The sequence below is a fragment of the Streptomyces sp. NPDC057617 genome (assembly GCF_042800555.1).
Taxonomy (GTDB): Bacteria; Actinomycetota; Actinomycetes; order Streptomycetales; family Streptomycetaceae; genus Streptomyces.
Genome location: NZ_JBHVGV010000001.1, coordinates 895,133 through 916,647, shown reverse-complemented (window position 1 = coordinate 916,647; position 21,515 = coordinate 895,133). Strand labels below are relative to the sequence as shown.

18 protein-coding genes and 1 pseudogene are annotated in these 21,515 nt (G+C 71.1%); 14 read left to right on the top strand and 5 right to left on the bottom strand.

Annotated features, from left to right (window positions below; translation table 11 throughout):
* The first annotated feature begins 116 nt into the window (after nt 1–116).
* Both ACFU9P_RS04045 and ACFU9P_RS04040 read left to right on the top strand, forming a co-directional pair.
* Nucleotides 117–650: a TrmH family RNA methyltransferase gene (locus ACFU9P_RS04045; RefSeq protein WP_384077678.1), complete on the top strand. Its 534-nt coding sequence runs from the start codon at nt 117–119 to the stop codon at nt 648–650.
* Between the two features lie 53 nt (nt 651–703).
* Nucleotides 704–2,341, top strand: coding sequence for an ABC-F family ATP-binding cassette domain-containing protein (locus tag ACFU9P_RS04040; RefSeq protein WP_376376856.1), 1,638 nt, complete (start codon nt 704–706; stop codon nt 2,339–2,341).
* A gap of 59 nt (nt 2,342–2,400) precedes the next feature.
* Here the strand turns inward: ACFU9P_RS04040 and ACFU9P_RS04035 are convergent.
* Both ACFU9P_RS04035 and ACFU9P_RS04030 read right to left on the bottom strand, forming a co-directional pair.
* Nucleotides 2,401–4,695: pseudogene (locus ACFU9P_RS04035) on the bottom strand (Tex family protein); the annotation flags it as partial.
* A 204-nt stretch (nt 4,696–4,899) separates the two neighbouring features.
* On the bottom strand, nt 4,900–5,661 hold the full coding sequence (locus tag ACFU9P_RS04030; protein ID WP_384077677.1) for an enoyl-CoA hydratase/isomerase family protein: 762 nt from the start codon (nt 5,659–5,661) through the stop codon (nt 4,900–4,902).
* Nucleotides 5,662–5,898: 237 nt separating this feature from the next.
* Here ACFU9P_RS04030 and ACFU9P_RS04025 point away from each other — a divergent pair, with 237 nt between their 5' ends.
* Nucleotides 5,899–6,402, top strand: a complete 504-nt coding sequence (locus ACFU9P_RS04025; protein WP_384077676.1) for an ATP-binding protein — start codon at nt 5,899–5,901, stop codon at nt 6,400–6,402.
* Here ACFU9P_RS04025 and idi read toward each other — a convergent pair.
* From idi to galE, 3 genes are all read right to left on the bottom strand, one after another.
* The gene (idi, locus tag ACFU9P_RS04020) at nt 6,377–6,970 is read right to left on the bottom strand and encodes an isopentenyl-diphosphate Delta-isomerase (protein ID WP_376376848.1); all 594 of its coding nucleotides are present in this window, start codon (nt 6,968–6,970) and stop codon (nt 6,377–6,379) included. The genes ACFU9P_RS04025 and idi overlap by 26 nt on opposite strands.
* A 120-nt stretch (nt 6,971–7,090) precedes the next feature.
* Nucleotides 7,091–8,029, bottom strand: a complete 939-nt coding sequence (locus tag ACFU9P_RS04015; protein WP_376376846.1) for a cation diffusion facilitator family transporter — start codon at nt 8,027–8,029, stop codon at nt 7,091–7,093.
* 142 nt (nt 8,030–8,171) lie between these two features.
* On the bottom strand, nt 8,172–9,191 hold the full coding sequence (gene galE, locus ACFU9P_RS04010; RefSeq protein WP_384077675.1) for a UDP-glucose 4-epimerase GalE: 1,020 nt from the start codon (nt 9,189–9,191) through the stop codon (nt 8,172–8,174).
* 249 nt (nt 9,192–9,440) lie between these two features.
* Between galE and ACFU9P_RS04005 the strand changes: the two genes are divergently transcribed.
* The 11 genes from ACFU9P_RS04005 (at nt 9,441) to ACFU9P_RS03955 (ending at nt 21,515) form a co-directional block, all read left to right on the top strand.
* A complete protein-coding gene (locus ACFU9P_RS04005) occupies nt 9,441–11,339 on the top strand; it encodes a DUF5941 domain-containing protein (protein WP_384077919.1) in 1,899 nt (632 codons plus the stop codon).
* Entirely contained in the window at nt 11,336–12,085 is a 750-nt protein-coding gene (locus ACFU9P_RS04000) for a sugar phosphate nucleotidyltransferase (RefSeq protein WP_376376842.1), read from the top strand. The genes ACFU9P_RS04005 and ACFU9P_RS04000 overlap by 4 nt, the downstream gene beginning before the upstream one ends.
* Nucleotides 12,073–13,134 carry an iron-containing alcohol dehydrogenase family protein gene (locus ACFU9P_RS03995; RefSeq protein WP_376376840.1) on the top strand — a complete coding sequence of 354 codons (1,062 nt, stop codon included), beginning with the start codon at nt 12,073–12,075 and terminating at the stop codon, nt 13,132–13,134. The genes ACFU9P_RS04000 and ACFU9P_RS03995 overlap by 13 nt, the downstream gene beginning before the upstream one ends.
* The gene (locus tag ACFU9P_RS03990; protein ID WP_376376838.1) at nt 13,112–13,897 is read left to right on the top strand and encodes a CDP-alcohol phosphatidyltransferase family protein; all 786 of its coding nucleotides are present in this window, start codon (nt 13,112–13,114) and stop codon (nt 13,895–13,897) included. Before ACFU9P_RS03995 ends, ACFU9P_RS03990 begins: the two co-directional genes overlap by 23 nt.
* A gap of 5 nt (nt 13,898–13,902) precedes the next feature.
* A complete protein-coding gene (locus tag ACFU9P_RS03985; protein WP_384077918.1) occupies nt 13,903–14,775 on the top strand; it encodes a glycosyltransferase family 2 protein in 873 nt (290 codons plus the stop codon).
* Between the two features lie 106 nt (nt 14,776–14,881).
* Complete coding sequence (locus tag ACFU9P_RS03980) at nt 14,882–15,811, top strand: ABC transporter permease (protein ID WP_376376836.1); 930 nt, start codon at nt 14,882–14,884, stop codon at nt 15,809–15,811.
* The gene (locus ACFU9P_RS03975; protein WP_376376834.1) at nt 15,804–16,616 is read left to right on the top strand and encodes an ABC transporter ATP-binding protein; all 813 of its coding nucleotides are present in this window, start codon (nt 15,804–15,806) and stop codon (nt 16,614–16,616) included. Before ACFU9P_RS03980 ends, ACFU9P_RS03975 begins: the two co-directional genes overlap by 8 nt.
* Before the next feature lie 409 nt (nt 16,617–17,025).
* Nucleotides 17,026–17,943 (top strand): squalene synthase HpnC, encoded by a 918-nt coding sequence (gene hpnC, locus ACFU9P_RS03970; RefSeq protein ID WP_384077674.1) that lies wholly within the window; start codon nt 17,026–17,028, stop codon nt 17,941–17,943.
* The gene (gene hpnD, locus ACFU9P_RS03965; RefSeq protein ID WP_384077673.1) at nt 17,940–18,890 is read left to right on the top strand and encodes a presqualene diphosphate synthase HpnD; all 951 of its coding nucleotides are present in this window, start codon (nt 17,940–17,942) and stop codon (nt 18,888–18,890) included. The genes hpnC and hpnD overlap by 4 nt, the downstream gene beginning before the upstream one ends.
* Nucleotides 18,891–18,999: 109 nt before the next feature.
* A complete protein-coding gene (gene hpnE / locus ACFU9P_RS03960) occupies nt 19,000–20,388 on the top strand; it encodes a hydroxysqualene dehydroxylase HpnE (protein WP_384077672.1) in 1,389 nt (462 codons plus the stop codon).
* A complete protein-coding gene (locus tag ACFU9P_RS03955; protein WP_376376826.1) occupies nt 20,385–21,515 on the top strand; it encodes a polyprenyl synthetase family protein in 1,131 nt (376 codons plus the stop codon). Before hpnE ends, ACFU9P_RS03955 begins: the two co-directional genes overlap by 4 nt.

Here is a 21,515-nt window from a genome sequence, read left to right as displayed (position 1 = left end):
CGGGTGTCCATCCCCGACGACGGCCCGGGGCGAGCCGCGAATCGCCGTACCAGCATGCCGAGGAAGAACGTCATGACCATAACGACCGAGAACCGGAGGTCCGCCTCCTCACCGCGGTGAGCGGCCGGAGGAACGGCCCCGCGATCCGCACCCGTACCCCCGGTGAGCTGCGCCGCAGCCGCCGCCCGCGGGCCCACTCCTGCTGGGACCACCTGTACGCGGCGCCGCTGTGGCCGCTGCACGGCGCCAATCTGGGCACCCTCGCCCGGACCTGCGACGCGGTCGGTGCCTGTCTCGCGCTGCCCCGCCATCCCTGGGTGCCCGAAGCACTGGCTCGCGGCAACACTCTGCGCAAGCCGCCGTGTGTGCACTGGACCGGCGACCCGCTCGGCTGGCTGGCCAGGCAGCGCGCGCGGGGCGCACGGATCGTGGGCGTCGAACTCGCCGAGGAGGCCGTACGGTTGGCCGATCTTCCGGCGGCCCGCGAGCCCACGGTCATGGTCCTCGGCCACGAACAGCACGGCATCCCGCCCGAGGCACTTGACCTTCTCGACGAATGCGTGGAGATCCCGATGATCGGCACCGGCGCCAGCCTCAATGTCGCGGTCGCGGGCTCCCTCGGTCTGTACAAACTGGCGGGCCTGCTCTGACCGCCCTTGCCATGCCCCCCACCCACTGCGCACCTCGTTAGGATCGCGGTCTGATGACTGCCACGCTCGTTGCCAAAGATCTCGCCGCCGGACACGGCGACCGCTCGCTCTTCTCCGGGCTCGACCTCGTTGTCGCACCCGGCGATGTGATCGGACTCGTGGGCGCCAACGGCGCCGGAAAGTCCACCCTGCTCCGGCTGCTCGCCGGACTCGACACGCCGGGCGAAGGGGCCGTGCGGCTCTCCCCGCCCACCGCCTCCGTCGGCCATCTTCCCCAGGAGCCCGAGCGGCGCGCGGGGGAGACCGTACGGGCGTTCCTGGGCCGCCGTACCGGAGTCACCGCCGCGCAGAGCGCTCTCGACGAGGCCACCCAGGCGCTCGTCGACGGAGCCCCCGGCGCCGATGACGCCTACGCCCTCGGCCTGGAGCGCTGGCTGAGCCTCGGCGGCGCCGACCTGGACGAACGGGCCGAGGAGACCGCCGCCTCGCTCGGCCTGACCGTCGGCCTCGACCAGCCGATGACCACGCTCTCCGGCGGCCAGGCCGCCCGCGCGAGCCTCGCCTCGCTCCTGCTCTCGCGGTACGACGTCTTCCTGCTGGACGAGCCCACCAACGACCTGGACCTCAACGGCCTCGAACGCCTGGAGGGCTTTGTGACCGGCCTGCGCGCCGGTACGGTCGTCGTCAGCCACGACCGCGAGTTCCTGGTGCGCACCGTGACCAAGGTCCTCGAACTCGACCTGGCCCAGCAGAAGATCACGCTCTTCGGCGGCGGGTACGAGGCGTATCTGGAGGAGCGGGAAACCGCGCGGCGCCATGCCCGCGAGGAGTACGAGGAGTACGCCGACAAGAAGGCGGCCCTGGAGACCCGGGCGCACACCCAGCGCGCCTGGATGGAGAAGGGCGTCAAGAACGCGCGGCGCAAGGCGACCGACAACGACAAGATCGGCCGCAAGTTCCGCGCGGAGTCGACCGAGAAGCAGGCGGCCAAGGCGCGCCAGACGCAGCGGCTGATCGAGCGCCTCGATGAGGTCGAGGAGCCCCGCAAGGAGTGGGAACTGCGGATGGAGATCGCCTCCGCGGACCGCTCGGGGGCGGTGGTCGCGACGCTGCGCGGCGCCGAAGTCAAGCGCGGCGGCTTCCAGTTCGGGCCGGTGTCGCTCCAGATCGACCGCGCCGACCGGGTCGCCATCACCGGCGCCAATGGCTCGGGCAAGTCCACCCTGCTGGCCGCCCTGCTCGGCCGCCTGCCGCTGGACGCGGGCCATGCCTCGCTGGGCTCGGGGGTGGTGGTGGGAGAGGTGGACCAGGCGCGAGCGCTGTTCCATGGCCCGGAGACGCTGCTCGACGCGTTCCGCCCGGCCGTCCCCGACACCGAACCGGCCGAGATCCGTACGCTCCTCGCCAAATTCGGCCTGAAGTCGGACCACTTGCTGCGCCCGGCGACCACGCTCTCCCCGGGCGAACGCACCCGCGCCGCGCTGGCGCTGCTCCAGGGCCGGGGCGTCAACCTCCTGGTCCTGGACGAGCCGACGAACCATCTCGACCTGCCGGCGATCGAGCAACTGGAATCGGCGCTGGAGTCGTACGAGGGGACGCTGCTGCTGGTCACACACGACCGCCGCATGCTGAACGCGGTGCGTACGACACGGCGTCTGCGGGTGTCGGCGGGCCAGGTCACCGAGACCTGAGCCTGCCGTCGTCCTCGATCGCCGGACAGGCCTGGGAGGCGGGGCCAGCAAGAACAAACACCCCCAGCTATCGAAGCACCGCCGCCGCCCCCCGCACCCCTCCGTTGCTGCGGCGGACGGCCGCCCTGACGGTCCCGGTCCCGGTCACGGTCGCGCTCCGGCTTCGCTCCCGCCTCGTCGTCCAGCCGCAGCGTCAGCGAGATCCGCTTCCGGGGGATGTCGACCTCCATCACCTTCACCTTGACCACATCACCCGGCTTCACCACCTCCCGCGGGTCCTTCACAAACGTCCTGGACATCGCGGAGACATGGACCAGCCCGTCCTGATGCACCCCGATGTCGACGAACGCCCCGAACGCCGCGACATTCGTCACGACCCCCTCCAGCACCATCCCCGGCTCCAGGTCGCCGAGCTTCTCCACCCCGTCCTTGAACGTCGCGGTCTTGAACGCGGGACGCGGGTCCCGCCCCGGCTTCTCCAGCTCGCGCAGGATGTCCGTGACGGTCGGCAGCCCGAAGGAGTCGTTCACGAAGTCCGCCGGCCTCAGCGACCGCAGCACCGACGTGTTGCCGATCAGCGACGCGACCTCGCCGCCCGTCGTCTTCACCATCGACCGCACCACCGGATACGCCTCGGGGTGCACGCTCGACGCGTCCAGCGGGTCCTCCCCGTCGCGGATACGGAGGAAGCCCGCGCACTGCTCGTACGCCTTCGGGCCGAGCCGCGGCACATCCTTGAGCGCCCGCCGGGACCGGAACGGCCCGTGCGCGTCGCGGTGCGCGACGATGTTCTCCGCGAGCCCGGAGCCGATGCCGGAGACCCGTGAGAGCAGCGGCGCCGACGCGGTGTTCACATCGACCCCCACCCCGTTCACACAGTCCTCGACAACCGCGTCCAGCGAACGGGACAGCTTCACCTCGGACAGATCGTGCTGGTACTGGCCGACACCGATCGACTTGGGGTCGATCTTCACCAGCTCGGCCAGCGGGTCCTGGAGCCTGCGCGCGATCGAGACCGCGCCCCGGATCGACACATCGAGCTCCGGCAGCTCCTGCGAGGCGAAGGCCGACGCCGAGTACACCGAGGCGCCCGCCTCGGAGACCATGACCTTGGTGAGCTTCAGCTCCGGATGCTTCGCGCACAGCTCACCGGCGAGCTTGTCGGTCTCCCGGGACGCCGTGCCGTTGCCGATGGCGATCAGATCGACCGCGTGCTCCTTCGCCAGCCGCGCCAGCTTCGCGAGCGACTCGTCCCACCTGTTCGCCGGGACATGCGGATAGATCGTGTCGGTGGCGACGACCTTGCCGGTCGCGTCGACCACGGCCACCTTCACGCCCGTACGGAACCCGGGGTCGAGCCCCAGCGTCGCGCGCGTCCCGGCCGGCGCGGCCAGCAGCAGATCGCGCAGATTCGCGGCGAACACCCGTACCGCCTCGTCCTCCGCGGCCGTCCGTAGCCGCAGCCGCAGATCCATCCCGAGATGCACCAGGATCCGGGTGCGCCACGCCCACCGCACCGTGTCCGCCAGCCACTTGTCGCCGGGCCTGCCGCGGTCGGCGACCTCGAAGCGCCTCGCGATCATGTTCTCGTACATCGTCGGGCCCGGCAGCTCCTGGGCCTCGGAGGGCTCCTCGGGCTCCATCACCAGATCGAGGACATCCTCCTTCTCGCCCCGGAACATGGCGAGCACCCGGTGCGAGGGCAGCTCGGTGAACGGCTCGGCGAAGTCGAAGTAGTCGGCGAACTTGGCGCCCGCTTCCTCCTTGCCCTCCCGTACCTTCGCGGCCAGCCGCCCGCGCGTCCACATGCGCTCGCGCACCTCGCCGATCAGGTCCGCGTCCTCCGAGAACCGCTCGGTGAGGATGGCCCGCGCGCCCTCCAGCGCGGCGGCCGGGTCCGCCACCCCACGCTCCGTGTCCACGAACGCCGCTGCCGCCGCGAGCGGTTCCACCGAGGGGTCCTTCAACAGGCCCTCGGCGAGCGGCTCAAGACCCGCCTCCCGGGCGATCTGCGCCTTCGTCCGCCGCTTCGGCTTGAACGGCAGATAGATGTCCTCGAGCCGCGCCTTGGTGTCGGCCGCCAGGATCCGCGCCTCCAGGGCCTCGTTGAGCTTGCCCTGCTCGCGTACGGACTCCAGGATCGCGCTCCGCCGCTCCTCCAGCTCCCGCAGATAGCGCAGCCGCTCCTCCAGCGTGCGCAACTGCGCGTCGTCGAGCATCTCGGTCGCTTCCTTGCGGTAGCGCGCGATGAACGGCACCGTCGACCCGCCGTCGAGCAGCTCGACGGCCGCCTTCACCTGCCGCTCCCGTACGCCGAGTTCCTCGGCGATCCTGCCTTCGATGGACGTCGTCACGATCACGCTCCGCTGTTCTGTGGTCGGCCGACTGCATTGTGGCAGGTGGCACCGACATCGGTGGGCGCGACCGGCGCTGTGCCCGCCGATGGGGTCCCCGGGATTCGCGCACGGCGCCCGGCCCGGCCGTACGATCACGGCGCCCCGCCCGCGTACGGTCGTGAAGCAGCATGCCCCGCCCCCGTACGGCCGCGGCGCGCCGCCTCAGCCGTGGAAGCTCCAGCCGAAGCGGGGCTCCCGGCGCTCCAGGAACGCGGCGACCCCCTCCGCGGTCTCCCCGCTGGAGCGCGCCTGCTCCGCCCAGTACGCGGCCCGGTCGGTACGGCCGGAGGCGAACTCCTTGGCCGCCGCCTGGGTCAGCCGCGACCGGGACACCAGCACCCGCGCGAACTCCACTACCCGTTCCGCCAGCTCCCCGGCCGGCAGCACCTCGTCCACAAGACCGGTGCGCAGCGCACGCTCCGTACCGATCAACTCGGCCGAGAACAGCAGATATTTGGCGGTCGCCGGCCCCACCAGCGAGGACAGCCGCCGGGTGGACGACGCCGGATAGACGATCCCGAGCCGCGCCGGAGGCACCCCGAACAGCGCCCCCTCCTCGGCGAACCGCAGATCACAGGCCGCGGCCAACTGGCAGCCGCCGCCGACACAGTGCCCGCGCACGGCCGCCAGGGTCGGCTTGGGGAAGGCGGCGAGCGCCTCCTCGGCCCGTACGGCCAGCGCCTGCGGGTCCTCACCGGCCTCCCCCTCGGGCGCGCGCAGCGAGGAGATGTCGGCGCCCGCGCAGAAGGCCTCCCCCTCGCCGGTCAGCACCAGCACCCGTACGGCCGGATCCTCCGCCAGCCGCCCGAGCAGCGGCGGCAGCTCCCGCCACATCGGAACCGTCATCGCGTTGCGCTTGGCGGGATGACTGATCACGACGGTCGCGATGCCGTCGGCGACGGTGTGCAGCAGCTGCGGCTCCATGCGCCGGATGCTATCCCCGGCCCGCCGCACGGCCCCGGCCGCTCCTGAAGCGCCAGCGGACGGTCGGGACCGGTCACCCGGCATATGCACGCGCTCGAACGCGGTCATTCCCCACCAATAAAGGCTGACTTCTGTTCAGTAGCCCGGCAGGACCCGGTCCGTTCCCAACACTCGTATCCGTTGGACGACACCGGCCGAGCCTCCGGTCGAATCAAGTCAAGGGTGGGTGCCGCAAGGATGGAGAGCCGCGGGAGTGTTCCGGCCCGGCCGCTGTCGTACGAGGGAGTCTGGCGGTTCACCGCGCCGGCCGTCGACCTCTCCGTACCGCAGGCCCGGCACGCCGTACGCGACCTGCTGAAACGCCAGCGCGTACCGGTCCGGGACAGTGTCGTCCAGGCACTGCTGCTGATCGTCTCCGAGCTGGTCACCAACTCCGTACGGCACGCGGCGCTGCTCTCGCCGGAGGTCGGGGTCGAGGTCACCGTCGGCGCGGAGTGGATCAGGGTCTCGGTCGAGGACAACCATCCGTACCGGCCCAAGGCCCTGGAGACGGACCACGCCCAGACCGGCGGGCGCGGACTGCTGCTCGTACGGGAGATCACCCGCGAGGCGGGCGGAAGCTGCGCGGTCGAGCACACCGCGGGCGGCGGGAAGATCGTCTGGGCGCTGCTGCCCTTCAGCGCGCCGCTCGGCGGGGCGCCGGTACGCGAAGGGGTCACCAGCCCCCGGCAGACCCTGTGAGCTCCCGGATTGCCGGGCGCGCCGCGTCCAGTACGGTCATGAACCACGCCGAGAACGGGTCCGCGGCATGCCGCTCGGCCAGCTCGGCCGGGGTGACATACGCGGTGGCGCCGACCTCGTCCGGGTCGGGGCGCACCGAGGACTGCGCCATCCCGACGAAGAGGTGGTTGTACTCCTGCTCGACCAGGCCCGAGGCCGGGTCCGGGTGGTTGTAGCGCACCGTGCCGGCCTCGGCGAGCAGCGAGGGCGAGATGCCCAGCTCCTCATGGGTACGGCGGGCCGCCGCGGTGAACGGTGCCTCGCCCGGGTACGGATGGCCGCAGCAGGTGTTCGACCAGACACCGGGGGAGTGGTACTTGCCCAGCGCGCGGCGCTGGATCAGCAGCCGGCCCTGCTCGTCGAAGAGGAAGACGGAGAAGGCCCGGTGCAGCCGCCCGGGCGGCCGGTGGGCCGAGAGCTTCTCGGCGGTACCGATGGTATTGCCGTTCTCGTCGACCAGCTCCAGCATGATCGTTTCCTGAACGCCGTTCGACGAGCTGTTCGCAGCGGTGACTGGTGTGGTCGGCATAACCATCCTTCGCTTCGGGCCTCGACTGCCAAGTCTGCCGCACAAAAGCCCCGTGTCCGCACTTCGGGAGTGTGGGCATGTTTGTTTTCCCAGGCCCCCGGGGGTGTCAGTGACGGTGCGTCAGTGACAGAGCTTCGCCTCGTGCTCCGCGTGCCCCCTCGGTTCGAGCTGGAAGGTGCAGTGCTCGACATCGAAATGGTGGCCGAGGCATCCCTGCAGGTCATGGAGCATCTTCTCGTGGCCCACCGCATCGAGCGCGTCCTGGTCCACCACCACATGTGCGGAGAGCACCGGCATACCGGATGTGATTGTCCAGATATGCAGGTCATGTACGTCGTCCACACCGGGGAGCGCGAGCATATGTGCGCGTACCTCGGCCATGTCCACATCCTTGGGCGCGGCCTCCAGCAGCACATTCAGTGTCTCCCGGAGCAGCTTCACCGTACGCGGAACGATCATGAGCCCGATCAGCACGCCCGCGATCGGGTCGGCGGTCTGCCAGCCCGTGGCCAGGATGATCCCGGCCGAGACCAGCACCGCGAGCGAACCCAGGGTGTCCGCCAGGACCTCCAGATAGGCGCCGCGCACATTGAGGCTCTCCTTCTGCCCCCGCATCAGCAGGGAGAGCGAGACCAGATTGGCGGCCATACCGATGAGCGCGAAGACGATCGTCAGCCCGCCCCGGGTCTCGGGCGGCACGATGAAGCGCTCGATCGCCTCGTAGAGCAGGAATCCGCCGACGCCGAGCAGCAGTACGCAGTTGGCCAGCGCGGCAAGGATCTCGGCCCGCGCGTAGCCGAACGTACGGTTCTCGTCGGCCGGCCGGGCGCCGAAGTGGATCGCCAGCAGCGCCATGCCCAGCCCCACCCCGTCCGTCGCCATATGGGCGGCGTCGGCGAGCAGGGCGAGGGAGCCGGAGAGCAGACCGCCGGCGATCTCCACCACCATCACGGACAGGGTGATCGACAGCGCGATGCGCAGCCGTCCCCGGTACGCGGCGGTCGCGGTGCCTCCGGGCGGCCCGCCGTGCGCGTGTCCATGGTCGTGCCCTGCCCCCATGAGGCCGCCTTCCGGTCGTCTGTGCGATCTGCCGACCACGCCAGTGAACTAAGCGTGGGGCGTATCAGGCAACCCGGCACTGAACACCGTTGTCGTATGCTCTGACCTGCGGAAATGATCGCAGGTCAGAGCGGCGGACCGGTCACCCGACCGATGCGGCCGGATGGTGGAGCCGCCAGCCCTCCCAGGCCGACTCGACCATCTCGTGCACCCCCCGGCTCGCCGTCCAGCCCAGCTTCTCGGCGATCAGCCCGACCGAGGCGACGGCCCGCGCCGCGTCACCGGGGCGCCGCGCCTCGACCACCGGCGGGGTGCGGTGGCCGGTGACCTCCGCCACCAGGGCGGCCAGCTCACGGACCGAGACGCCCTCGCCCCTGCCGATATTGACCGTGAGATCCCCACCGGCCGCGAGATCCCTGTCGGCCGTGAGATCCGTGCCGCCCTCCCTTCGGGCCAGCCACCGCGCCGCCGCGAGATGGGCCTCGGCGAGATCCGCGACATGGATGTAGTCGCGGATGCAGGTGCCGTCCGGGGTCGGATAGTCGTCACCGAAGATCCGCGGCGCCTCGCCCCGGCTGATCCGGTCGAAGAACATCGGGATGATGTTGAACACTCCGGTGTCCGCCAGCTCCGGCGCCGCCGCGCCCGCCACATTGAAGTAGCGCAGACAGCCGGTGGCGATCCCGTGCGCCCGCCCCGTCGCCCGTACGAGCCACTCGCCCGCGAGCTTGGTCTCCCCGTACGGGTTGATCGGCACCGCCGGGGTCCGCTCCGTGATCAACTCCACATCCGGCACCCCGTACACGGCCGCCGAGGACGAGAAGAGGAAGCGCCGCACCCCGGCGGCGACCACGCCCTCCAGCAGCACCGTCAGCCCGTGCAGATTCTCCCGGTAGTACCGCAGCGGCTGGTCGACCGACTCCCCGACCTGCTTCTTCGCCGCGAGATGCACCACCCCGGTGACCTCGTGCTCCCTGAGCGTACGGTCGACGGCAGCCCGGTCCAGCAGGGAGCCCCGCACCAGCGGAATCCCGGCCGGAATCCGCTCGGGGACACCGGTCGAGAGATCGTCGAGGACGACGGCCCGCTCTCCCGCCGCGGCCATCGCCCGCGCCACATGTGCCCCGATATAACCCGCTCCGCCTGTGATCAGCCACGTCATGGACGCAACCCTATGGCGTGCCCCGGAGGGCCCTCTCCGCGTTTGTCCGGCGGACGCCGGATCGTCAATGATGATCAACGCGTGGGCCGTTCCTATTTCAGACCTGGGCGACTGGAGCGTAAACGGGCGGTGAACTCAGCCTTCAGTTCATCCGATAGCCTCTTTGCCGATGCGCCGCCGACCCGCAACCGGGTCCCGTCGTCCCGTCGCCGCGCACCGAGCCCTGTCAGCGCCAAGGAGTGAGTTCGTCTGCCGACCGCCATCCTCACCGGCCCCCCGGTCCCCGGATCGCCGCTCGAAGGCCATCTGAGGTCGCTGGGTTACGACGTACGGACCGCGCCGGGCGCCGAGGAGGCCCGGAGCCTTCTCGCCTCGGCCCCCGCCGCCGAGCGGGTCGCCCTCGTCGACACCCGTTTCGTCGGGCATGTCCATGCCCTGCGGCTGGCCCTCACCGACCCGCGCTTCCCCGCCGCCGCCGTACCCGGGGCGCTCACCGCGCAGCCCGGGGCCCGTGCCGCGCTGCTGCGCGCCATGGCCGTCGTCGCTGAGAGCGCTTCCACGGTGACGGGAAGCGCGCCCGGGCCGCACCGGACCGCCGCCACTTCCACCGCCTCCACCACCGTCACCGTGTCGAGCGCCCCCTTCGCCGACCGGGTCGCCGCCGCGTTCGACGCCCAGGGCCCTGGCGTACACCGCCCCGACCTGGGCTCGCTCGTCGCCGTCGTACCGGTGGACACCGCCGCCAGGGAAGAGGCTGAGAGCGCTCTCGCCGCCGTCGACGACGAGGCCGTACGGCTGCGCTCCGCCGTCAAGGCGCGCGACGGCTTCTTCACCACCTTCTGCGTCAGCCCGTACTCCCGCCATCTCGCCCGCTGGTGCGCCCGCCGCGGTCTGACCCCGAACCAGGTCACCACCGCCTCCCTGCTCACCGCCCTGATCGCCGCCGCCTGCGCGGCGACCGGCACCCGGGGCGGCTTCGTCGCCGCCGGTGTCCTGCTGCTCCTGTCCTTCGTCCTGGACTGCACCGACGGCCAGCTCGCCCGCTACTCGCTCCAGTACTCCACGCTCGGCGCCTGGCTGGACGCGACCTTCGACCGCGCCAAGGAGTACGCGTACTACGCGGGCCTGGCACTGGGCGCAGCCCGGGGCGGTGACGACGTATGGGCGCTCGCGCTGGCCGCGATGGTGCTGCAGACCTGCCGCCATGTTGTCGACTTCGCCTTCAACGAGGCCAACGCCGATGCGACCGCTGCCGCCCCCGGCGGCAAGGCCGTGACGGGCACCCCCACCGCCGCCCTCTCCACCAGGCTCGACAGCGTCGGCTGGACGGTCTGGGCGCGCCGGATGATCGTGCTGCCCATCGGCGAGCGCTGGGCGATGATCGCCGTACTGACCGCCCTGACCACCCCGCGGACCGTCTTCTACGCACTCCTGATCGGCTGCGCCTTCGCCGCCTGCTACACCACCGCGGGCCGCGTCCTGCGCTCGGTGACCCGCAAGGCCGTCCGTACCGAACGGGCCGCGCGAGCCCTCACCGACCTCGCCGACTCCGGACCGCTCGCCGAGGGAGTCGCCGCGCTGCTGCGCCGCCCGGCCCGCGCGCTTCCCGGTCTGCTGCCGTTCCTGGCCGCCCTCGCCGGCGGCGCGGTGGTCGTCGCCACCGCCTCCCTCGCGCCCCTCGACGGCCCCTGGCCGGTCGTCGCGGCCCTGGTGTACGTCCTGACCTCGGGCCTCGCCGTCGCCCGCCCGCTCACCGGCGCGCTCGACTGGCTCGTACCGCCGGTGTTCCGGGCGGCCGAGTACGGCACCGTCCTGGTGCTCGCCGCCCGCTCCGAGGTGAACGGAGCCTTGCCAGCGGCTTTCGGGCTGGTTGCGGCTGTCGCCTACCATCACTACGACACGGTGTACCGCATCCGCGGCGGCAGCGGCGCACCGCCCCGATGGCTCGTCCGCGCGACCGGCGGGCACGAGGGCCGCACCCTGGCGGTGACCGCGCTCGCCGCCGTCCTCGTGACCCGGCAGTTCGACTTTCCCCTGGCCCTGGCGGCGCTCGCCGCCGCCGTCGCGCTGGTCGTACTCGCGGAGTCCATCCGGTTCTGGGTGTCCTCCGGCGCCCCCGCCGTACACGACGAAGGAGAACCCGCATGATCGGCCTCGTACTGGCCGCCGGTGCCGGACGGCGTCTGCGCCCCTACACCGACACGCTTCCGAAGGCCCTCGTGCCCGTCGACCCCGCCGGCGAGGGAACCACCACGGTCCTCGACCTCACCCTGGGCAACTTCGCCGAGATCGGCCTGACCGAGGCCGCCGTCGTCGTCGGCTACCGCAAGGAGGCCGTCTACGAACGCCGGGCCGAACTGGAGCGGCGGTACGGTCTGAAGCTCACCCTCGTCGACAACGACAAGGCCGAGGAGTGGAACAACGCCTACTCCCTCTGGTGCGCCCGCGATGTCCTCACACAGGGGGTGATCCTCGCCAACGGCGACACCGTGCACCCCGTCTCCGTGGAGAAGACCCTGCTCGCCGCCCGCGGCGAGGACCGGCGCATTATCCTCGCCCTCGACACGGTCAAACGTCTCGCCGACGAGGAGATGAAGGTCGTCACGGACGGCGCCAAGGGCGTACGCCGGATTACCAAGCTGATGGACCCGGCCACCGCCACCGGCGAGTACATCGGCGTCACCCTCATCGAGTCCGCCGCCGCCGCCGATCTCGCCGACGCCCTGCGCACCACCTTCGAACGCGACCCCGACCTCTACTACGAGGACGGCTACCAGGAGCTGGTCAACCGCGGCTTCACCCTCGACGTGGCCCCCATCGGCGACATCCCCTGGGTCGAGATCGACAACCACGACGACCTCGCGAAGGGCCGTGAGATCGCGTGCCAGTACTGACCCGGCTCATCCCCTCCCCGGTCGTCGTAGACATCAGCCCCGGCGCCCTCGGCGATCTCGCCGGTCTCCTCGCCGACCAGCGGATCTCCAGCTCGGGCCGGGTCGCCATCGCGGTCAGCGGCGGATCCGGACAGGCCCTGCGGACCCGCCTGGAGCCGGTCCTGCCCGACGCCGACTGGTACCAGGTGGCCAACGGCACCATCGACTCCGCGGTCCGGCTCGCCGACGGCATCAAGGGCAAGCGGTACGACGCGGTGGTCGGCCTCGGCGGCGGCAAGATCATCGACGTGGCGAAGTACGCGGCGGCCCGGGTGGGCCTGCCCATGGTCGCCGTCGCGACCAACCTCGCGCACGACGGGATCTGCTCCCCGGTCTCCACCCTGGACAACGACAACGGCCGCGGCTCCTACGGCGTCCCCACCCCCATCGCGATCGTCGTCGACCTCGATGTCATCCGCGACGCCCCGATCCGGTTCATCCGCTCCGGCATCGGCGACGCCGTCTCCAACATCTCCGCCATCGCCGACTGGGAGCTGTCGCACGGCATCAACGGCGAGCCGGTCGACGGTCTCGCCGCCGCCATGGCCCGTACCGCGGGCGAAGCCGTCCTGCGCCACCCCGGCGGCGCCGGCGACGACGAGTTCCTCACCGTACTCGCCGAGGCACTGGTCCTCACCGGCATCGCCATGTCCATCAGCGGCGACACCCGCCCCTCCTCCGGCGCCTGCCACGAGATCAGCCACGCCTTCGACCTGCTCCACCCCAGGCGCTGCGCCCTGCACGGCGAGCAGGTCGGCCTCGGCGCCGCCTTCGCCATGCATCTGCGCGGCGCCCACGAGGAGTCACAGCTCTTCACCGAGGTGCTGCACCGGCACGGGCTGCCCGTGCTGCCCGACGAGATCGGCTTCTCCGCCGAGGAGTTCGTCCAGGCCGTCGCCTACGCCCCGCAGACCCGCCCCGGCCGTTTCACCATCCTCGAACACCTCGACCTGTCCACCGACCAGATCAGGGACGCGTACGCCGACTATGCCAAGACCATCAGTAGCTGAACTCCGCCCGGTCGTGCACCCGGAGGGTGTGAAGGACCGGCGCAGCGGAGAGCACTGGGCCGGGCGCCTGTACATGCGGGAGATCTCGCTGCACATCGACCCGTACCTGGTGAACACCCGGATAACGCCCAACCAGCTCACGTACCTCATGGTGGTCGTGGGGGTCCTCGGCGGCGCCGCGCTGCTGCTGCCCGGGCTCACCGGCGCGATCCTCGCGGCGGTCCTGTTCCAGATCTATCTGCTGCTCGACTGCGTCGACGGCGAGGTGGCCCGCTGGCGCAAGCAGACCTCCATCACCGGTGTCTATCTGGACCGGGTCGGCCACTACCTCTGCGAGGCCGCCCTCCTGATCGGCTTCGGTGTACGCGGCGCGGACGTCTTCCACCAGAACGGCACGGCCACCGACTGGCTGTGGGCCTTCCTCGGCACGCTCGCCGCGCTCGGCGCGATCCTGATCAAGGCCGAGACCGACCTGGTCGATGTGGCAAGGCAGCGCAGCGGACTGCCCGCCGTCAAGGACGAGGCGTCCGTACCGCGCTCCTCCGGTCTGGCCCTCGCCCGCAGGGCCGCGGCCATGCTCAAGTTCCACCGGCTCGTCGGGGGAATCGAGGCCAGTCTCTTCATCCTGGTCGTTGCCGTCCTCGACACGGCCCGCGGCGATCTGTTCTTCACCCGGCTCGGCATCGCGGTCCTGGCCGGTATCGCCGTGGTGCAGACCCTGCTGCATCTGGTCTCCATCCTGGCGTCGAGCAGGCTGAGGTGAGCGATATGCGGCTCGGCGCGGTGATCATCACGATGGGTGACCGCCCCGCCGAGCTGCGTGCGCTGCTGGACTCGGTCGCGGGCCAGGAGGGCGACCCGGTCGAGATCGTCGTGGTCGGGAACGGCGCCCCGGTGGGCGACGTTCCCGCCGGGGTACGGACCGTCGAGCTGCCCGAGAACCTGGGCATCCCGGGCGGCCGCAATGTCGGTATCGAGGCCTTCGGGCCCGCCGGCTCCGCGGTCGACGTCCTGCTCTTCCTCGACGACGACGGCCGGCTCCCGGACCCCGGTACGGCCGAGCTGATCCGCGAGGCCTTCGCGGCCGATCCGGTGCTCGGGATCGTCAGTTTCCGGATCGCCGACCCGGAGACCGGTCTGAGCCAGCGCCGCCATGTCCCGCGGCTGCGCGCCTCCGATCCGCTGCGGTCGTCCCGGGTGACGACCTTCCTCGGCGGCGCCAATGCCGTACGGACCAGGGTCCTGGCCGAGGTCGGCCCGCTGCCCGGCGGTTTCTTCTACGCCCATGAGGAGACCGATCTCGCCTGGCGGGCCCTGGACGCGGGCTGGATGATCGACTACCGCGCGGACATGGTGCTCAGCCATCCCGCGACCGCGCCGTCCCGGCACGCGGCCTACCACCGTATGGTGGCCCGTAACCGGGTCTGGCTCGCCCGCCGGAATCTGCCCGCGCCGTTCGTACCGCTCTATCTCGGGGTGTGGCTGCTGCTCACCCTCGTACGGCGCCCCTCGCTGCCCGCGCTGAGGGCCTGGCTCGGGGGGTTCCGGGAAGGCTGGGCCACCCCGTGCGGACCGCGCCGCCCCATGAAGTGGCGTACGGTGTGGCGGCTGACCCGGCTGGGCCGACCGCCCGTCATCTGACAAGCTTCGGATCTGAGAGCATCGGGGCTACGACCTGCTTCCGGGGCCTGGCCGTCCGTGCCGGTGCCCGTCCGGCTGCGCATCTTGAAGACGAAAGTTTCAACTTGTGAGTGACACAACCCAAGAGGGCGCGATCGCCGTGAGCGCCCCGCCGTCGTCCGACGACGGTCTGACCCCGGCGGAGCTCGCCGCGAAGTACGGCCTGTCCGTGAGCGGCGCCCGGCCGGGACTGGCCGAGTATGTGCGGCAGCTCTGGGGCCGGCGCCACTTCATCCTGGCCTTCTCCTCGGCGAAGCTCACGGCCCAGTACAGCCAGGCCAAGCTGGGCCAGCTCTGGCAGGTGGCGACGCCCCTGCTCAATGCCCTGGTGTACTACCTGATCTTCGGTCTGATCCTGGGCACCAGGAAGGGCATCCCCCAGGAGGTCTTCGTCCCGTTCCTGGTCACCGGGGTCTTCGTCTTTACCTTCACCCAGAGTTCGGTGATGGCCGGGGTCCGCGCGATCTCCGGCAATCTGGGGCTGGTACGGGCTCTGCACTTCCCCCGGGCCTCGCTGCCGATCTCCTTCTCGCTCCAGCAGCTCCAGCAGCTTCTGTACTCGATGGTCGTGCTGGTCGCCGTGGCCGTTGCCTTCGGCAGCTATCCGCGGCTCAGCTGGCTGCTCGTGGTGCCCGCGCTGGCGCTCCAGTTCGTCTTCAACACCGGGCTGGCCCTGATCATGGCGAGGCTCGGCAGCAAGACCCCGGACCTGGCGCAGCTCATGCCGTTCGTGATGCGTACGTGGATGTACGCCTCGGGCGTGATGTTCTCCATCCCGGTGATGCTCAAGGACCGGCCGGCCTGGATCGCGGACGTCCTCCAGTACAACCCCGCCGCCATCTACATGGACCTCGTGAGGTACGCGCTGATCGACGGTTACGGCTCGTCGAACCTGCCCGCGCATGTCTGGTTCGCCGCTCTGGTGTGGGCCGTACTGCTGGGTGTCGTCGGCTTCGTGTACTTCTGGAAGGCTGAGGAACGGTACGGGCGTGGCTGACGACAACACCGGCATCAACGACATCAACGGCAACAGGCAGGGCCGCATCCCCACCGTCATCGCCGACGAGGTGCACATCGTGTACCGGGTCAACGGCGGGGGCGGCGGGAAGGGAAGCGCCACCGCGGCGCTCAGCCGGATACTCCGCCGCGGCAAGGGCGAGGCGCGCGGAGTCCGTAAGGTCCATGCCGTACGGGGCGTCTCCTTCACGGCGTACCGCGGCGAGGCGATCGGTCTGATCGGCACCAACGGATCGGGCAAGTCGACGCTGCTGCGGGCGATCGCGGGGCTGCTGCCCACCGAGAGCGGCAAGGTCTACACCGACGGCCAGCCCTCGCTGCTCGGGGTGAACGCGGCGCTGATGAACGATCTGACCGGCGAGCGCAATGTGATCCTCGGCGGGCTGGCGATGGGCATGACCCGCGAGCAGATCAAGGACCGGTACCAGGGCATCGTCGACTTCTCCGGCATCAACGAGAAGGGCGACTTCATCACGCTCCCGATGCGCACCTACTCCTCGGGCATGGCCGCCAGGCTCCGGTTCTCCATCGCCGCCGCCAAGGACCACGACGTCCTGATGATCGACGAGGCGCTGGCCACCGGCGACCGCAAGTTCCAGATCCGCTCCGAGCAGCGGATTCGCGAACTGCGCAAGGAGGCCGGCACGGTCTTCCTCGTCAGCCACAGCAACAAGTCGATCCGGGACACCTGTGACCGCGTTCTCTGGCTGGAGAAGGGCGAACTCCTGATGGACGGCCCGACCGACGAGGTCATCAAGGCGTATGAGAAGGAGACGGGCAAGTAGCCTCCGAGGCCCCCGCCGGATCGCTCCGGACGGGGGCCTTCGGCGCCCGGACCGTTCGCTTTCCGCCGCCGGTATTCGGTCACTGATCGTCAAGGAATGGTCAAGTCCCGGGCGCGCGGGGAAGGTTGGCCGTCATTGCAGCGCTTTTGTAATGCGCGCAATACCCCGGAGGGATGCTCTTAGTTGTACAACGTAAGCTGTGCTGGTGCTGATTCGCGGCAAGTGGGGTGATACCCCCTGAGTACCTCGTCTGCGAAGGCGGCGGCCTTCTTTACTCGGAAGGACGGGCGGCGTGTCCGAAAAGGGATGTATTGGGTCAGCAGTGTAGAACGGGAGATGTGACGGCAATGACGGGAAATCTCCAGCTCCGCGAGGGTTCCGCCGTCCCCGTGCCGGGCAGCCGGCAGTGATGGGCACTCCCCGGGCGCGCCCCGATGCCGCCTCGCGCACCACACTCGACAAAGCCGCGGACGAGAACTTTCCGGTAGCCCCTTTCTTTCTGCCGCGCGCCTGGCGCGACGATCTGATGGCCGTCTACGGATTCGCCCGTCTCGTCGACGACATCGGTGACGGCGATCTCGCCCCCGGCGGCGCCGACGCCCGCCGTCTCGGCGTCGCCCCCGAGCACGCCGACGACCGGCTCGCCCTCCTCGACGCGTTCGAAGCCGATCTGCGGCGGGTCTTCGAACCCGAGGGACCGCGCCCCGGCCACCCGCTGCTGCGCGGGCTGATCCCGGCCGTACGGCGCCGCTCGCTCACCCCCGAGCCGTTCCTCGGACTCGTCGGAGCCAACCGCCAGGACCAGTTGGTGCGGCGCTACGAGACGTACGACGACCTCCTCGCCTACTGCGAGCTGTCCGCCAACCCCGTCGGCCGCCTCGTCCTGCAGATCACCGGCACCGCGGACCCCGAGCGGATCCGCCGCTCCGACGCCGTCTGCACGGCGCTCCAGATCGTCGAACACCTCCAGGACGTGGCCGAGGACCTGCGCCGCGACCGGATCTATCTGCCCGCCGAGGACATGAAGCGCTTCCGTGTCACCGAGGCGGATCTGGCCGCCGCCACCGCCAACGCCTCTGTGCGCTCACTCGTCGCGTACGAAGCCGAACGCGCGCGGCTGCTGCTGAATGAAGGCCCCCCGCTGGTGGGTAGCGTCCACGGCAGACTCCGGCTGCTGCTCGCCGGGTTTGTGGCAGGAGGGCGCGCCGCCCTCGCTTCGATCGCGGCCGCCGGGCACGATGTGCTCCCCGGACCGCCCAGACCCACCAAGCCGCGTCTGCTGCGCGAAGTGGGAGCTGTCTTGCGAAGAGCGCACAGAGAGGGGTGAGCCGGAACGTGGAGGGACAGACACCCGCGTCCGCGCCGGTACAGGCGGCCTACAGCTACTGCGAGGCGGTCACCGGGCAGCAGGCCCGCAACTTCGCGTACGGCATCAGACTGCTGCCGGCCGAGAAGCGGCAGGCCATGTCGGCGCTGTACGCGTTCGCCCGCCGGGTGGACGACATCGGCGACGGCACACTCGCGCCCGAGGCCAAGCAGAGACGGCTCGAAGAGACCCGCGCCCTTCTGGACAGAGTCAGGGCGGGCGAGGTGGCCGAGGACGACACCGACCCGGTCGCGGTCGCCGTCGCTGACGCGGCGCGCCGCTTCCCGGTGCCGCTCGGCGGGCTCGACGAACTGATCGACGGCGTGCTGATGGACGTACGGGGCGACACCTACGAGACCTGGGACGATCTCAAGGTCTACTGCCGGTGTGTCGCGGGTGCCATCGGCAGGGTCTCCCTCGGCGTGTTCGGCTCCGCGCCCGGCGCGCCGGGCGCCGAGCGCGCCGCCGAGTACGCCGACACGCTGGGCCTCGCCCTCCAGTTGACGAACATCCTCCGCGATGTACGGGAGGACGCGGGCAACGGCCGTACGTACCTGCCCTCCGACGACCTCGCCAAGTTCGGCTGCTCCGCCGGTTTCCACAGCGCCACCCCGCCCGCCGGCTCGGACTTCACCGGTCTGGTGCACTTCGAGGTCCGCCGCGCCCGTGCCCTGTTCGCCGAGGGCTACCGGCTGCTGCCCCTGCTCGACCGGCGCAGCGGCGCCTGTGTCGCGGCCATGGCCGGTATCTACCGCAGGCTGCTCGACCGGATCGAGCGCGACCCCGAGGCCGTGCTGCGCGGCCGGGTCTCGCTGCCGGGGCACGAGAAGGCGTATGTCGCGGTGCGCGGACTCTCGGGGCTCGATGCCCGGAATGTCTCCCGGCAGGGCGTCAGGAGGCGTGGCTGATGCGGCATATCGCCCGACTCGGCCCCTTCGGCGCACATCCGTACGAGGCTCTCGCAACCCGGCGCCGGTCCGGCGCGTCCCTGACTGCGACGGCCGGAGGGGGACACGCATGACGACAGCGGACGGCTCACCGCCACGGCACGCCGTAGTGGTCGGCGCGGGGCTCGCCGGAATCACCGCGGCGCTCCAGCTCGCCGACGCCGGAGTGCGGGTGACGCTCCTCGAAGGGCGTCCGCGGCTCGGCGGTCTCGCCTTCTCCTTCCGCCGCGGCGACCTCACCGTCGACAACGGCCAGCATGTGTATCTGCGCTGCTGCACCGCCTACCAGTGGTTTCTCGACCGGGTCGACGGCGCCGCCCTCGCACCGGTCCAGGACCGGCTCGACGTACCCGTACTGGACGCCGCCGGACCGCGCGGCCCGCGGCTCGGACGGCTGCGCCGCAACGGCCTGCCCGTACCGCTGCATCTGGCCGCCGGGCTCGCGACGTACCCGCATCTGTCGCTCGCCGAGCGCGCCTCCGTCGGGCGCGCGGCGCTCGCCCTGCGGCGGCTCGACCCGGCCGACCCCGCCCTGGACGGCATCGACTTCGCCACCTGGCTGGGTCGGCACGGCCAGTCGGACCGCACCATCGAAGCCCTCTGGGACCTCGTCGGCGTGGCGACCCTCAACGCCGCCGCGCCGCACGCCTCCATGGGCCTGGCCGCGATGGTCTTCAAGACCGGACTGCTCTCCGAGCCCGGCGCCGCCGACATCGGCTGGGCGCGCGTCCCGCTCGGCGACCTGCACGACACGCTCGCCCGCAAGGCCCTCGACTCCGCGGGCGTACGGACCGAACTGCGCGCCCGCGTCGGCGCGGTGACCCGTACCGAAGGCGGCGGCTGGCAGGTCGACACGGGCGGCGAGCGGCTCGACGCGGACGCGGTCGTCCTCGCCGTACCGCAGCGCGAGGCCCATGGCCTGCTGCCGCCGGGAGCGCTCGACGACCCCGACCGGCTGCTCGACATCGGTACCGCGCCGATCCTCAACATCCATGTCGTGTACGACCGCAGAGTGCTGCGCCGCCCCTTCTTCGCCGCGCTGGGCAGCCCCGTCCAGTGGGTCTTCGACCGCACCGAGGCCTCCGGTCTGGGCGACGGCCAGTATCTGGCGCTCTCCCAGTCGGCGGCCGCCGACGAGATCGACACGCCCGTCCAGGAACTGCGCGCGCGGTATCTCCCCGAGCTGGAGCGCCTTCTGCCCGCGACCCGCGGCGCGGAGGTACGCGACTTCTTCGTCACCCGGGAGCGGACGGCGACCTTCGCGCCCGCGCCCGGCGTGGGCCGGCTGCGTCCCGCCGCCCGTACCCGTGCGCCCGGGCTCTTCCTGGCCGGCGCGTGGACCGCCACCGGCTGGCCCGCGACGATGGAGGGTGCGGTACGGAGCGGCTTCAGCGCCGCGGCCGCCGCCCTCGCCCAGCTCGGCCGACGGCATGAACACCCCTTGCAGGAGGCGGCATGAGATCGGGTACCGCACCTACGAGTACGGGAACAACGAGTACTGGAACAAGAGGAGAGACCGTGCCGACCGTCCCCCCGGTGAATCCGGCTGTCGACACCGCGGACGTCTACGCGCTGCTGGAGCGGGGGCGCGCCCTGTCCGCCCCGGTACTGCGGGCCGCGGTCGGCCGGCTCGCCGCGCCGATGGACACCGTCGCCGCCTACCACTTCGGCTGGATCGACGCCGAGGGCCGGCCCGCCGACGGCGACGGAGGCAAGGCGGTGCGCCCGGCGCTCGCGCTGCTCTCCGCGGAAGCGGCGGGCGCCGCGCCCGAGACGGGCATCCCCGGCGCGGTCGCGGTCGAGCTGGTGCACAACTTCTCGCTGCTGCACGACGATCTGATGGACGGCGACGAGCAGCGCCGCCACCGCGACACCGTATGGAAGGTGCACGGCCCCGCGCAGGCGATCCTCGTCGGCGACGCCCTCTTCGCGCTCGCCAACGAGGTACTGCTGGAGATCGGCACCCCCGAGGCGGGCCGCGCCACCCGCCGGCTGACCACCGCCACCCGCAAGCTGATCGACGGTCAGGCGCAGGACATCTCGTACGAACACCGCGAGCGGGTCACCGTCGAGGAGTGCCTGGAGATGGAGGGCAACAAGACCGGCGCCCTGCTGGCCTGCGCCGTCTCCATCGGCGCGGTCCTCGGCGGCGCCGACGACCGTACGGCCGACACGCTGGAGGCGTACGGGCACCATCTCGGCCTCGCCTTCCAGGCCGTGGACGACCTGCTGGGCATCTGGGGCGACCCCGAGGCCACCGGCAAGCAGACCTGGAGCGATCTGCGCCAGCGCAAGAAGTCCCTGCCGGTCGTCGCCGCGCTCGCCGCGGGCGGTCCCGCCTCCGCGCGGCTCGGCCAACTGCTCGCCGCCGACGCCAAAAGCAATGATTTCGAGACCTTTTCCGAGGAAGAGTTCGCCACCCGGGCCGCGTTGATCGAGGAGGCGGGCGGCCGGGAGTGGACCTCGCAGGAGGCCCGCAGGCAGCACGCCGTCGCCATCGAGGCCCTCGATGGCGTCGAAATGCCGGCCAGGGTAAGGGCGCAGCTCATCGCGCTTGCGGACTTTGTCGTCGTACGAAAGAGATGA